This window comes from Niallia sp. RD1 (assembly GCF_024219955.1).
Taxonomy (GTDB): Bacteria; Bacillota; Bacilli; order Bacillales; family Cytobacillaceae; genus Niallia; species Niallia alba.
This window is the reverse complement of sequence record NZ_CP100420.1, coordinates 2,861,318-2,875,911: the sequence shown is the minus strand read 5'-3', so window position 1 is coordinate 2,875,911 and position 14,594 is coordinate 2,861,318. Positions and strand designations below refer to the sequence as shown.

Genomic DNA, 14,594 nt, shown 5'->3' with positions numbered 1-14,594 from the left:
AACAACAACTATAGACTGTCTTTTTTCTATAAAAAAGTCCTTCAGCAACCATACATGCTAAAGGACTTTTGGTTTTATTTTGATTCTACACTATGTCCACCAAATTCATTTCGTAAAGATGCAACAACTTTACCTGAGAATGTATCTTCTTCTAAAGAACGATAACGCATCATTAACGATAATGCTGTAACTGGCATAGCAGTTTGTAAGTCTAATGCTGTTTCTAACGTCCATTTTCCTTCCCCAGAGGAATGCATTACTCCTTTAATTCCTTCAAGCTTTGGATCCTTAGAAAAAGCATTTTGCGTTAATTCCATTAACCAAGAACGAATGACAGAGCCGTTATTCCAAACCTTTGCTACACATTCGTTATCAAAATCATACTCACTTTTTTCTAACAGCTCAAAACCTTCTGCAATAGATTGCATCATGCCATACTCAATTCCGTTATGAACCATCTTTAGAAAATGGCCGCTTCCAGATACGCCAGCATACGTATATCCATTTTCCACACATAAATCTTTAAATAATTCTTCTACTGTATCAAATATTTCTTTATTCCCACCGATCATCATACAAGCGCCATTTCTAGCCCCATCTACCCCGCCGCTTGTGCCAACATCTAAATAGAAAACACCAAGTTCTTCTAAATCAAGTCCTCTTCTTTTTGAGTCCTTATAATGAGAATTTCCACCATCGATAATAATATCTCCCGCTTCCACATATTTCTTTACTTCACGTAAAACATTTTCCGTTACTTCTCCAGCAGGAACCATTAGCCAAATTACTCTTGGAGCTGGCAAATTTCTTACTAAGTCCTCAATTGTATTTACTCCTGTTACATTTTTATAGGAAATTTCTTTTACAGCGCTTTCATTTATATCAAAAGCTGTTACACTATACTTATGGCCCACCATATTTAAAGCCAAGTTGTATCCCATTTTTCCTAATCCGATAAGACCGATATTCATGCGTTATTCTCTCCTTTTGAAAAAATATTTCTCTCTATATATCATTATATAGAAATTTTTTTCGAAAATATACCCCTTTACGAAATTTTTTCGAAAAAAAATATTAAAATAAGAAATTTTTTTTCAAGAGACTAATTGTGTTATACTACAACTATATTAATTTGGAAAGGATAGAAGTCAATGGCGCAAAATTGTCTTGGGAAAATTCGTTCCTATTACGCTAGATTGAGTGAAAAAGAAAAAAAAATCGCTGATTATATTCTTGAGAATCCAGAAAAAATCATTCATTCAACAATCAACGAACTAGCAGAGGATTTAGGTGTTGCAGATGCAACTGTATTTCGTTTTTGTAAACGAATTGGTTTTAAAGGCTATCAAGCAATGAAAATAGCATTAGCTTCAGAAGTAATTGAACCTATTCAACAAATACATGAGGAAATTAGTGAAAATGATAGTGTTAAAACAGTAACTGAAAAAGTATTTAAGTCCAATGTCCGAACACTAGAGAATACATTAGAAATATTAAATGGACATTCAATTGAAAAAGCAGTTGAATTCCTATTACAAGCAAATCGTGTCGAGTTTTATGGGACAGGTGGTTCAGCAGTAATTGCAATGGATGCTTTCCATAAATTTGTTCGAACTGGAATTAAAGCGTTTTCATTCGTTGACTCTCATTTTCAGCTAATGTCTTCATCGCAACTTTCAGAAAATGACGTTGCGGTTATCATTTCACACTCTGGCACTAACAAAGATACTATTAACATAATGAAAACAGCGAAAAATAACGGTGCTAAAACGATTGGAATTACTGGATATCCAAAATCACCGATCGCGCAGAATGCTGATGTCGCTCTTTTTACAAGCTCTGAAGAAACTGAATACCGTTCAGAAGCTCTATCATCAAGAATCGGTCAGCTTAGCTTAATTGATGCATTATATGTCAATGTGATGATTTCCAATAAAAATGTTGCCAACCAGTCATTAGAAAGAATAAGAAATGCTATATCCGATACAAGAATATAAGGTAACAACTATATTTTCTACTGCCCAGTTTCAACAAAGCCATAAAAGGGAGTTAGTTATGGTTGATCCGTAATTAACTCCCTTTCCCTACTCAAGCTGTTATATTATCTCCATATTAATAAAAGGAGTTTCATAATCAAGCTGTCCTTTAACTCTTTTTATGTTTATTTTTTGGTTCTTCAAAAATGAATCAAAATCAATGATTACAGGCATCCGATTACTGCCAATTGCAAACCATGCTTTTCTTTCATTTGGGAGATATGCTGCTGTGTGTAGCGTACCAGACCATGCATTATACTTGTTTGAAAAAACCTCTTTATCCTTATCATTCAATATTTGAAAAGCTTCATACACATTGGAATGACTATCTTGCTGTCCTTCGATTTTCTCTTTTCTTCGTATCGAATCATCCATTTGATAGCGATTTTCTTCCTTTAACATTTCAAAGTGATTAGTACTTATATTCGATTTTCTCGCAATGACCGACCTTGGGGTTGCTTCAACCACATATGCTTCTCCACCTGGATCCAATAACACATAGCTAAAAGAAGTTCGATGAGGTATTTCTTTTAATAAACCAATGGCTTCCTCTACATTTGCACATGTTTCTAAGATCATTCGACCTATCATATTACATATAAAACCATCCCCAGAACCAACTCGATTTATAAAATTATAGCCCATTGCTAGACCTTTTTCATTCATGCCATCGATTCTTCCAGTTATTTGCATAGATGGACCAATAACTGCATAACCAGTGTCTGTTGGCTGATAGATCATATATCGTCCTTCATATGAACCAGGATGGCTATCATAGTTTCTAATTAAGTATCGCGTGCCTGCTAATATAGAACAGCCGCTTCGTCCATATTCGACGTAATGTCCGCCAAATTCCCTTAAAGCATCTTCTATTTTCCATTGAAGAGCATCCGCTAATCCATGGATTTCCGCTAGCATTCCAGGAATAAACTTGTTAAGAAGCTGAATGGATTCTTTTTCATTTATGGTAAAATAACGTTTCCGCTTAGATGTCCAGTGCTTTATCCGATTAGGCAAAATGGGAGAATCCTTCAATAATTGCCCTTGCATATATCCAAAATCATAATGACTTCCCCGAAACTGAATGAAATCACTATATACTTGTTTCATTAACATTTCCCCTTTAAATAACTTCGATATGGAGAGTTATAACTATACTATATTTTTCACTAGTGTTGCATTAATTTAATTTCACTATTAAAAATACTCAAAATGTTCAACTTTATTATATTGTGCAAAGAAAAAGTCCTTTATAATGGATAAGTCAGGTGGTAACCCGTCCAAATCCACTAAAAAGGACACATCTCATGGACAAGATTACACGAAAAACTTCATTTGGACAATGGTTTTCACCAATTAATATTCAATTATTTGAAGAACAGGTGAAAACGATGAAATTAGATTACTATACGAAAAAATTAACGACAGAGTCTTTCCTAAAATTACTACTTTTTGCCCAGCTAGAAGAAATCGAAAGCCTGCATGCGCTAGGTGATTGTCTATTCGATGACCAACTTCAAAAAGGGATTGACCTTGATTCGATCAGTATTTCTCAGCTGTCACGGCGATTAAATGGCATGAACCCAGATCTATTTCAAAGGCTTTTCCTTGATTTGGTCGTACAAATTCATGCCAAGACACACTATACGAAACTGGTCATGCCGTTAAAAATCATTGATTCAAGCACATTGCCACTTAATTTGACCAATCATAAATGGGCAAAGTTCCGTAAGACAAAAGCCGGTGTGAAGTTGCATCTACGCCTTGTGTTTATGGAAAAAGGTGCGTCCTATCCCGAAAAAGCAGTCATAACAACGGCAAACGAACATGATCGTGGTCAACTTGAAATCATGGTCGATGACAAGGAATGCATGTATGTGTTTGACCGTGGCTATCTAGACTACGAGCGCTTTGATCGCATGACAGATGGCGGTTACTTTTTTCTATCAAGGCTAAGAAAAAACGCCGTTATACGGGAGGTTTATGATTTTAAACTACCCGAGGATTCCACTGTTTTATCAGATCAAATGGTCCTGATTGGTACAACCCAAAACCGTGCTGAAAATTACTTTCGCCTTCTAAAAGTGCTTGATTCCAAAGGAAATGAACTCCATTTAATCACCAATCGCTTTGATTTGAACGCTGAAGAAATTTCAGAGATGTATAAATCAAGGTGGGCCATTGAGTTGTTTTTTAAATGGATCAAACAGCACCTTAGCATCAAAAAGTTCTACGGACAAAGCGAATGGGCCATTCAAAATCAAGTGTTTATCGCACTTATCGTTTTTTGCCTACATGTTCTTGTTCAACTTGAGACAAATAGTAAGCGAAAAACCTTAAAAATTAGCCGTTATCTACGGGCTGCCCTTTGGAAACCAGCCCATATTTGGCTCCGAAAAATTGAAGGAAAAGCCATTCCTTGATAAGAAAGTTGTCGTCGTCACACAGGTCTAATTGTAAATAAATTTCCAAATGGATGGAGCCACCTTTGTTGGGTATTTACTTTTTTGGCTCTAAATAGAGAATATAATTAAACTGAAAATTACGAAATTATTTATGCAACACTAGTGTATATTTTTATTTAATGACAAGTAAATTGCTTTTGGTAAATATTTTCGAAATTAGGAGCGTCTATTGTTTATAAACAATAGACGCTCCTAATTTTCTTTAAACTAAAAAGAGGCAAGAAAGGAAATGATCCTTCTTGCCTTCACTATAGGCTTTTCTATTAAACAATTAAATCTAATATTAACACTCCTGCAAATGCCACGAATGATAATACCGTTTCTAGAACTGTCCATGTTTTAAATGTTTCTTCTACTGTTAATCCTAAGTATTCTTTTACCATCCAGAATCCGGCATCATTTACATGAGAGAACATTAGGGAACCAGCACCTGTTGCGATAACTAATAGCTCCACATTTACTCCAGACATTCCAGCAATGATTGGAGAAACAATTCCTGCAGCGGTTGTTAATGCTACTGTTGCTGAACCTGTAGCGATTCGAATTAATCCAGCAATTAGAAAAGCTAATACTAATGGTGATAATGATAAGCTTTCTGACATAGCTCCAATCGTACTTCCTACTCCACTATCAATCAACACTTGTTTGAACGCTCCACCTGCTCCGATGATTAATAAAATCGAACCAACTGGTAAAAAACAATCTTCTGTAAATTTTTTAACCTAGATTATTCACCAACCAACACGAAATCCCACTGAAAAGCTGACTTATCGGCTTTTCAATGGGATTCTCTTTTTCACTTAAAAGATGAAAAAAGAATCCTTTTCTGTTAAGGTTATTGCGACTTACAAATACCAAAGAAAGGATTCTTATGATGACAACTTTAACGCAAAAACCTTTACATTTCAATCGTTCTATTAAATTATCCAATGATGGAGGTGCACTTTCTTCTGACACAGGTGAATTGATCTTCCGTGAGTTTGATGAAAAAATCGGCTTTTCTCAAACTATTGCCAAGCATCTTTGTTTGAAGGATACACGCACGTATTGTATTCATGAAAACGAACAACTTCTTCGTCAAAAAATCTATCAGCTCATCGCCGGCTATCACGAGGACGATGCAGCGGACCGTTTGACACATGATCCGGTTTTTACACAAATTCTTGGTACCCCTGCACTCGCTTCTCAACCGTCGTTATCTCGATTTTTTAAGCGCTTTGACACGCAAGCACTGGACCAACTTCAAGAGGCAAATCAGAAGTTACTTGATCGGGTTCATCATGCCCGACAATCCAAGACACTGATTTTTGATTTAGATTCAACACATGCCGATACATACGGAAATCAAGAAAATTCGTCCTACAACGCGCATTATCGCACAATGGGCTTCCATCCACTTGTCGCATTTGATGGGCTAACCGGCGATTTCTTGAAAGCTCAATTGCGCCCGGGGAGCGTTTATACTTCCAATGGTGTAGTGGATTTTATGCGCCCACTCATCGAACACTATAACGAAGTTTTTCCTGAAAAGTCTTATCTTGTCCGTGGGGACAGTGGCTTTGCGGTGCCTGAGCTATATGAATTGTGCGAAAAGGAATCGGTATACTATATCATTCGTTTAAAAGCGAACGCCAAGTTAAAAGCACTTGCGGAAGAACTGCATCCAATACATGAAATTCGTGATGTGTCCGTGACAGAAAGCTATGTGGAAGAATCTATTTATCAAGCATCGTCTTGGTCAAAGCCTCGTCGTATTGTTATTCAATCGACCCGCCCAGCAGGTGAACTATTCTTTTTACATGCTTTTTTTGTGACGAGTCTCGGTGAAAGCTTTTCGCCTCAAGCGATTGTCACGTCCTATCAACAGCGAGGCACAATGGAAAATTTCATCAAAGAAGCAAAAGATGGCTTTGGCTTGGATCAGATGAAAAGCCATCATTTCCTCGTCAATGAAGCTCGGATGATGTTAAGTCTGCTTGCCTATAACTTCACAAACTGGCTACGTACACTAAGTTTTCCAGCTGCCTATAAAAGCATTCAAATTCAGACGATTCGCACACGTTTGATTAAAGTAGCGAGTAAATTGGTGAGATCCGGACGCTCACTGTATTTCAAAATGTCCTCGAGCTTTGTTTATGAACGCTTCTTTTGGGACGTACTGACTCGGGTGCAGCAGCTAAAATTCAACTAAATAGCCTTTTTAAAAAATCGAACCCGTACCAAGGGAGGAGTCTGTCTAAAAATCAGTTTTCTCCTAAGACTCGTTTCAAACCTTCTCTAACTAGGCTATTTTCTTGGTACAAATTTACCTTAGCATTACTAATCTAATGAAATCCTTAAAAATTTTAGATTGCGGTGAATAATTCAGGTTTAATACTATCTTTATTCATTCCCTGACGTATACCAAGGAAGTAGAAAGCAAAGAAAACAGCAATTAATAATGCTAATAATGGGCTACCTAGAAGGGCAAGTACATTTCTTACCCCTTCAGAGAAAATCGTCAAATAAGGTGCAGCGGTTCCAATAATCATTAAAATAACCGGTAGTAAGATAGACAGAAAAGATACGCCCGTACTTGGCAATTTATCTTCTGCTAATGGTTCTGCTGTGATAAGAGATGATTCTCCCTTTGGAAAAACACGCTTATTAATCCACTTCGCAAATAACGGTCCACCAATGATTCCAGCGGGTAGTGCAATAATCAAGGAATATAATAAGACAGTTCCTAAATTAGCATCAAAAATTCCGATTGCAGCAATCGCTCCTGGATGTGGAGGAACAAGTCCATGTACAATAGACAATCCAGCAATACCAGGTAATGCTATCAATAGGATATTCTTCTTTGTTGCTTTTTGAATAGAAATAACTAGTGGTAATAATATTAAAATACCAACCTCAAAAAATACAGGAATTCCAATAATGAAGCCAGAGAAAAACATTGCCCAAGGTAATTTCTTTTCTCCAAAAACGTTTACAAAAAAGTTAGCAATTCTTAATCCTGCTCCAGATTCTGAAAGCATTTTCCCCAAAATCGTTCCTAATGCTAATATTCCAACTAAGTGACCTAATGTCCCACCAACACCAGTTTCATAAGCGCTTACAATCTTATCAAAAGATAATCCTGAAAAAATGGCTAGAAATAAACTTGCAACTGTTAAACTAATAAAAGCGTGCCATTTTAATAATGAAACTCCTAAAATAACAATCACAATGGAAAGTAATGCAATAATCAATAAATAGGCATCCATCTTTATACCACCTTTTCTATTACATTCGAAAGCGTTTTCATTCGATAGCCTTATTATACGAAAAAATTTTTCTTTTATCAAGCTATAATTAAAGAAAATTTTTTATTCATAAAAAACAAAATAAATTGAAACCTCCATCAAGGGATTCTTCTTCATTTTTCACTGATGGTTAGTTGAACCAGTCGTACCTTTATGGACAGTTGATCTCCCCCCTATCTTCCTCGAATTTTCATAAGCGTCTTACTGCCTTTTAAAAGTGGGACAAACAGAGTTCACTACTAGGTATGCAGGGCATCTTTCCATCTTTTGAAAAGTTTTTTCCAAAAATACGTGATAATGTAAAACAAATTCATCCTCCATTACGTCTAAATAATGGAGCATCTACTTTTTATTATAGAAACAAGGAGTTAAACAGCATGAACAGCCTAAAATGGAGAAACTTTTTAATCCCCCTTTTTTGTTTTAGCCTTTTATTAATCGGATTCAAATTTTGGGGAAATGAAAAAAAGCAAGCAGCTGAGCCACCAGAAAAAAAGCCAGAGATGGCAATACAATACGATAAAAATTATAAAACGATTGAAATAAATTCCTATATAAAAGATGAAAAATATGGGGGCTACTGGACGAGTTACCCACTTCTTCCAGATCAATCAATTACAAACGTCTTAAAAGAGTATATTACAACCAAAATTAGTAATTATAATCAACATATCCAAAAAGAAAATATTTCAAGAACACAGGAGACTTCCTTACATATTTCCTACACCATAACCCATTACAGCAAACAAACAATCTCTATTCTTTTTGAAACCTTTGAATATATTACAGGTCCAAAGGGAAATACCACAACCGAAAGCTTAACTTTCGACTTACAGACACATAAGCAACTTACATTAAAGGATCTTTTCCAAGAAAACAGTAATTATTTATTTCTCCTTTCTAAAATAAGTTATGGTGAATTAATGAAGGATAAAGAAATAGCAGAGGACGAAGTATTAGTTAAACAAGGGACATTACCTAATGAAAATAACTTTCAAAACTTTGCAGTTCTTAATGATTCGATTCTTTTTTACTTTCCTAAAAATCAAATTGGAGCAGACGATTTAGGCGTTCAAGAACTAGCTATCAAAAAAGAGATAGTAAAAGATAAACTCTTACCAACCTATCTAGATGAAGAAGAAAATAAAAATTTGCTTGCAGAAGCAACACCTAAAAAAATGGTGACAGAATTACCAGATGTAGCAAAAATTGATCCGTCCAAAAAAGTAATTGCTTTGACATTTGATGACGGTCCAAGTAATAAACCAACCAAAAAAATACTAAAAGCTTTAAAGAAGAATAACGGTCATGCTACGTTCTTTGTTCTTGGTGAGCGTGTTCAATATTATCCTAGCATCATTCAGCAGACGATAGAGGAGGGTCATGAAATTGGAAACCATTCTTGGGATCATCCTCTCCTTACTAAAATGAAGAAGAAAAAGGCTTTAAAAGAATTTCAAGATACAGATGATTTAATTAAAGAAATAACAGGAAGGGAATCTACACTTATTCGCCCACCTTATGGAGCCATACAGAATGAACTAAAAAAAGAACTAGATAAAGAGATTGTTCTTTGGACAATTGATCCAGAAGATTGGAAACAACCAACGAAAAAGAAAATTGTGGAGAAAGTCATGAAAGAGGCAAAAGATGAAAGCATTATTCTTTTGCATGATATTTACGATAAAAGTGCTGATGCAGCAGTGGAAATCATCGAGAAGTTAACGAAAGAAGGATATCAGCTTGTGACTATTTCTCAATTACGAGAAGTACAGGAGGAACGGAAACTACTAGAAAACTAGAAAATATTTATTGGAGATTTAGTAAAAACAATTGATACATCTACTCATGATTACGAGTGTGACGGATGTACAAATTTTCTATTAAGGTTCATTATAGATAAAAAAGAGGATGGGACATAACTAAATAGATACTCTGTAAAGACGAACAATTTCTAATATAGCTAGTAAATAGCGGCTGCTTTCGCATACTTTTTACAAGAGGAAATATAATTAGTTGGAAAAACAGAGCAGCCGGAATACACGAAGACTCCTATGGGATTAGCGAGACAGTCTGAGACCCTGCAGGCCACAGGCCGAAGCGGCTCAGCGCGAGCCCCATGGAAAGCGAAGTGTATTCCGGCTGCGGGGAATCGCACCAAACTTCATGGAAACATCCTTTGAAAAACAAATAAAAGCCCGAACAATTATACGGAACATTCATTAGCATCTTCGTATAATTGTTCGGAATTATCCTTGGCTGGAATACTTATGTCCCAGCCTCTTTTTACATTTCGTATTCATAATGACCTGTACTGGGTTCGAACCAGTGACCCCTTGCCTGTCAAGCAAGTGCTCTCCCACTGAGCTAACAAGTCATGTTGTATAAAGTGAATAATATTTGACTATTGCCTGTTCTTTCTCAAATACTATTTCTATTCTTATCTTACCATGTCCTTTCTTTATATTCTAGAAAAAAATAAAAAGTGACGGTTCATTCCATCACTTTATTGAATCTTATATAATCCCTTAAGCACTTGCTCTAACTGGTTGGTAATCCTTGTCTCTGAATCGGTATCCAATAAGTAGGTTTGATTATCTTGTTCTGTTATTTGATTATCTGTTACATAAGCACCTGTTAATATATTTGTTGCACCTAAATTTGCTAATACTGGTTTTAACGCATAATCCATAACCAATAAATGTGCATAGGTTCCTCCAAGCATTAGTGGAAGGATATTTTTATTTCGAAGACTCTTTTGTGGCAAAAGATCTAAAAATGTCTTAATGATTCCTGAATAGGATGCCTGAAATACAGGTGATAAGACAATAACGCCATCACTTTGTTCCACTTTTTGTCTTGCCTCTACTATATCTTGGTTCATAAAGTCTGCCGTTATTAAGGCATCACTTGGTAATTGATGAACTTGTATAACTTGAACATTCACTTGCTTCTGTCTTAAAAAATCTGCAGCAAATTGTAATATACCTGTTAATCGTGAGTTTATTTTATGCCCACCAGCTATGATGGTTACTGTCTTCATTGAAGTCTCCCCTTTATGAAAATCTTCCCTTGTAAAATTATTGCTTTTTCTTCTTTTCTTATTCTAACATGAATAGCAGCATATATGCTTGAACTGTGTTTCAAATAACACGAGTTACAAAAATCGCTTTTATTATAAATACGTTCACATTTTAGACATATTCTTTTGAACAAATTGTGAATTGATTCACATTATTATTTTTTTCTAAGTAGTATTTGATATATTTAACTTGTAAATAATAAAAACAGAAAAATAAGAAAGGATGATTCTTATGTTTATAAAATTTTTAAGAGAAAATAAAATTGCAGCTGGCATTTTAACCATTATTCGTTTATTTCTAGGATATTCTTGGTTTACTTCTGGATTTGGCAAATTAACTGGTGGAGGATTTGATGCTTCTGGATTTTTAACAAATGCCGTTACTAACCCTGTGAAAGGTCCAGATGGCGCAGTAGTCTACGGATGGTATACAAGTTTTGTCGAAGGATTTGCGTTACCAAATGTTGGTTTATTTAATGTTCTTGTACCAATAGGCGAAGTATTAGTCGGTTTAGGATTAATGTTAGGCTGTTTAACAACAGCAGCAGCATTTTTTGGAGTGGTAATGAATTTCAGCTTCTTACTTGCAGGCACAATCTCTCATAACCCTACTGACATCTTGATGGGTATGATTATCATGTTCGCTGGAGCAAATGCTGGCTACTACGGTCTAGATCGATGGGTATTACCTTATATTAGAAAAGCAATCTTTAAAAATGAGGAAAATAACGAAGAATTGACAAAAAAAACCTCGTTTAAATTAAACAGAAACATACTGGGACATAAGTATTCCAGCCGAAGATCAACCCGGACAATGATACAAATGTAAAAAATATTTCGTATCATTGTTTGGGTTTTTTATTCATGTAAAAAAGAAGATTTGTCGTAATCACCCGCAGCCTGAATACACTTCGCTTTCCGTGGGGCTCGCGCTGAGCCGCTTCGGCTTCGCCTGCAGGGTCTCAGACTGTCTCGCTAATCCCACAGGAGTCTACGTGTATTCAGGCTGCTCCATTTTCCAACTTATTCAGTGTCTATAGCGCAATGGAACGAACTAGTTCTTTCACTGGACTATTTTTAAAAACACTACTAACCAAGTATGCGAAAGCACCCATTATTTAATGGCTAAATTAAGGATTATTCGTCTTTACAGAGTATCTATTTAGCTATGTCCTAGCCTCTTTCTTCTTTACTGCCATTCATTAAATAAACTAATCTTATGCTCCTTTAGACTTTTTTGACAGTCTATAATCCTTTGATTTAGGCTTCCTTTAAATAATAAGCTTAAATCTTTTTGTTCTATCTTAAATCGTCCATCTACTAAAGCGTCTAAATATATACTTAATTGTGTAAATTCATCGGGATAGGTGGTCATTAATTCTTCCCACAGAAATCCAGTATAGCACCAAATATTTTTATTTATCTGTTTACATTCTTTGGCTAATTGGATAAGTTCCCTTATTTGCAGCATTGGTTCACCACCACTAAAGGTAATATCATTTAAAGGGTTTTGATTTACTTTGCTCATGATTTCGTCAATCGACATTTCCCTTCCTCCATTGATTCTCCAACTCTCTGGATTATGACACCCTCTACAATAATGAGTGCACCCTGCGAAAAAGATAGTAGTTCTTAGCCCTGGACCGTCTACAATGCTATCCTCCACAATGGACAATACTCTCATCGATGTTTAACTCTTTCCCGCTCTTCTGCACGTTTCGCACTATTCCAACGATCAAGAGAGCCGACAAGATAGCCAGTTATTCTTCTAATTCTTTCAATCTTTGACTCTTCCTTTTCCCCACAATTAGGACATTCGTTATTAATTATCCCTTTATGTCCACAGCTTATACAACGATCAACAGGGTGATTAATACTTCCATAGCCAATTCCTGTTTCTTTCATCGTCCGGACAATTTTTTCAATCGCATCTAAATTCTTGCTTGCATCTCCATCTAATTCTACATACGTTATATGACCTGCGTTTGTTAGTGAATGAAATGGCGCTTCTCGTTGAATTTTTTCATATATAGAAATCGGGAAATGGACGGGAATATGAAAACTATTCGTAAAGTATTCTCTATCTGTCACTCCTTTAATAATTCCAAATTTCTTTCTAGCAGCTCGTAATGCCTTTCCAGCAAAAGACTCTGCTGGTGTTGCAAGGAGAGAATAGTTTAGCTGATATTTTTCCAATGCTTCATCCGCTTTTTGGCGCATAAACTGTACAATACGCAAACCAATTTCATAGGCCTTTTCACTTTCTCCATGGTGGACACCGAGTAAAGATACAAGACATTCTGCTAAACCAACAAAACCAATAGATAATGTTCCTTGCTTTAAAATGTCCTCAACCTGATCATCCAACTGCAATTCTTCTCCACCTTGCCAAACACCTTGGCCATATAAAAACTTGAAATTTGCTACTTTTTTCTTTCCTTGATATTGAAATCTTTCATGTAACTGCTGTATAACCAATTCTGTCGTTTCATCCAATTTTTGAAAAAACGATTCTATTGTGGTTGACTCTAAAGCCAATAGAGGGAGATTGATACTGGTGAAAGATAAATTCCCTCTTCCAATCGTTTGTTCACTCCCATGAATATTTCCCATTACTCTAGTTCGACACCCCATTGTTGCTACTTCTGATTGAGGAGTGCCATTATAATAGGCCAAATTAAATGGCGCATCGATGAATACAAAGTTAGGAAACAATCGTTTGCTTGTTGTTTCAATCGCTAAGCGGAATAAATCATAATTCGGATCTTCTTTTTGAAAATTAATTCCGTCCTTTACTTTAAAAACGATAATCGGAAAAATGGGGGTTTCTCCGGAACCAAGCCCCGCTTGTGTAGCCAGTAATAAATTCTTTGTTAGCATTCTGCCCTCTTTCGATTGATCGGTTCCTAAATTCACCGAAACAAAGGGAGTCTGACCGCCCCCGCGCGAATGCATACTGTTACAATTATGTATAAATGCCTCACAAGCCTGATACGTTTCTCTTTCGGTCCATTGCCATGTTTTTCTTTCTAACTCTTCTTCATTTTGAATTATCTCACTTAGTCTTGCTCTATTTTGTCTGTATGTTTTTTGTACATATGGTGCAAGGTCATAGTCTAACATTGGGATAGCTTGTCCCCCATGCTGCTGATTCTGGTTGGCTTGTAAAATGATTGATGTCAGTGCCATCGCACTCATAATAGATTTAGGTTCTCTCATAAACCCGTGGCCAGTATTAAACCCACTCTTTAAAATGGTTGCTAGAGGGATTTGACAGCATGTTGTCGTACCAGAAGAATAAAAATCAAGATCATGGATATGGATATATCCTTCTTGATGCGTTTTTTTGACGTTTTCCGATAGTAAATGTTCTACTGTATAGTATTTAGAAGCAGTAGCAGCAAATTGCATCATATGGCTCATCGGTGACATTCCATCCACATTTGCATTTTCTTGAATTAAATCTTGATTATCGCTTCTAATTATTTCTTCAAATTCATTTAATAATTGGACATTATTGCCCATTTAACTCACTCCATTCATCAAGGAATCTTTATCCATTATAATAGCAACCTATTCATTTTTTCTATATATTGTGTTCAATTCACAAAAAATACACAATATATAGAAATGATCAAACGGTGTAACGTAAGGAATATAAAGCTTTACACTATTCACAAAGTATTTTTATTGATAAACTTATTGTAAAATCAGTAGTAAAGGA

Annotated in this window: 10 protein-coding genes, 1 tRNA gene and 2 pseudogenes; 5 read left to right on the top strand and 8 right to left on the bottom strand. The window is 35.7% G+C overall.

Features of this window, described 5'->3' with window-relative positions; translation table 11 throughout:
- Positions 1-74: 74 nt before the first annotated feature.
- Entirely contained in the window at positions 75-971 is an 897-nt protein-coding gene (gene gnd / locus NKG37_RS13815; RefSeq protein ID WP_224427374.1) for a phosphogluconate dehydrogenase (NAD(+)-dependent, decarboxylating), read from the bottom strand.
- Positions 972-1,151: 180 nt separating this feature from the next.
- On the opposite strand from gnd, the gene NKG37_RS13810 reads away from it, so the two are divergent.
- On the top strand, positions 1,152-1,997 hold the full coding sequence (locus tag NKG37_RS13810; RefSeq protein WP_016204359.1) for a MurR/RpiR family transcriptional regulator: 846 nt from the start codon (positions 1,152-1,154) through the stop codon (positions 1,995-1,997).
- A gap of 99 nt (positions 1,998-2,096) precedes the next feature.
- Here NKG37_RS13810 and NKG37_RS13805 read toward each other — a convergent pair whose 3' ends face one another.
- Complete coding sequence (locus tag NKG37_RS13805; protein WP_254414807.1) at positions 2,097-3,146, bottom strand: C45 family autoproteolytic acyltransferase/hydrolase; 1,050 nt, start codon at positions 3,144-3,146, stop codon at positions 2,097-2,099.
- Between the two features lie 197 nt (positions 3,147-3,343).
- Between NKG37_RS13805 and NKG37_RS13800 the strand changes: the two genes are divergently transcribed.
- On the top strand, positions 3,344-4,459 hold the full coding sequence (locus NKG37_RS13800) for an IS4 family transposase (RefSeq protein WP_254414806.1): 1,116 nt from the start codon (positions 3,344-3,346) through the stop codon (positions 4,457-4,459).
- Positions 4,460-4,764: 305 nt separating this feature from the next.
- Here NKG37_RS13800 and NKG37_RS13795 read toward each other — a convergent pair.
- Positions 4,765-5,223 (bottom strand): annotated as a pseudogene (locus NKG37_RS13795) (2-keto-3-deoxygluconate permease); the annotation flags it as partial.
- A 152-nt stretch (positions 5,224-5,375) separates the two neighbouring features.
- Between NKG37_RS13795 and NKG37_RS13790 the strand changes: the two are divergent.
- Positions 5,376-6,692: an IS1380 family transposase gene (locus NKG37_RS13790; RefSeq protein ID WP_254416399.1), complete on the top strand. Its 1,317-nt coding sequence runs from the start codon at positions 5,376-5,378 to the stop codon at positions 6,690-6,692.
- A gap of 178 nt (positions 6,693-6,870) precedes the next feature.
- Here the strand turns inward: NKG37_RS13790 and NKG37_RS13785 are convergent.
- A pseudogene (locus NKG37_RS13785) lies at positions 6,871-7,749 on the bottom strand (2-keto-3-deoxygluconate permease); the annotation flags it as partial.
- Between the two features lie 416 nt (positions 7,750-8,165).
- Between NKG37_RS13785 and NKG37_RS13780 the strand changes: the two are divergent.
- On the top strand, positions 8,166-9,590 hold the full coding sequence (locus NKG37_RS13780) for a polysaccharide deacetylase family protein (protein ID WP_254414805.1): 1,425 nt from the start codon (positions 8,166-8,168) through the stop codon (positions 9,588-9,590).
- Between the two features lie 503 nt (positions 9,591-10,093).
- Here NKG37_RS13780 and NKG37_RS13775 read toward each other — a convergent pair.
- Positions 10,094-10,165: transfer RNA gene (locus tag NKG37_RS13775), tRNA-Val, on the bottom strand.
- 129 nt (positions 10,166-10,294) lie between these two features.
- The gene (ssuE, locus tag NKG37_RS13770; RefSeq protein ID WP_254414804.1) at positions 10,295-10,831 is read right to left on the bottom strand and encodes an NADPH-dependent FMN reductase; all 537 of its coding nucleotides are present in this window, start codon (positions 10,829-10,831) and stop codon (positions 10,295-10,297) included.
- A 271-nt stretch (positions 10,832-11,102) separates the two neighbouring features.
- Between ssuE and NKG37_RS13765 the strand changes: the two genes are divergently transcribed.
- Entirely contained in the window at positions 11,103-11,699 is a 597-nt protein-coding gene (locus tag NKG37_RS13765) for a DoxX family protein (RefSeq protein WP_254414803.1), read from the top strand.
- Positions 11,700-12,059: 360 nt separating this feature from the next.
- Here NKG37_RS13765 and nrdG read toward each other — a convergent pair whose 3' ends face one another.
- Together nrdG and NKG37_RS13755 are read right to left on the bottom strand one after the other, a co-directional pair.
- Positions 12,060-12,554 carry an anaerobic ribonucleoside-triphosphate reductase activating protein gene (nrdG, locus tag NKG37_RS13760; protein WP_016204353.1) on the bottom strand — a complete coding sequence of 165 codons (495 nt, stop codon included), beginning with the start codon at positions 12,552-12,554 and terminating at the stop codon, positions 12,060-12,062.
- Positions 12,551-14,395 carry an anaerobic ribonucleoside triphosphate reductase gene (locus NKG37_RS13755; RefSeq protein WP_254414802.1) on the bottom strand — a complete coding sequence of 615 codons (1,845 nt, stop codon included), beginning with the start codon at positions 14,393-14,395 and terminating at the stop codon, positions 12,551-12,553. Before NKG37_RS13755 ends, nrdG begins: the two co-directional genes overlap by 4 nt.
- Between the last annotated feature and the right edge of the window lie 199 nt (positions 14,396-14,594).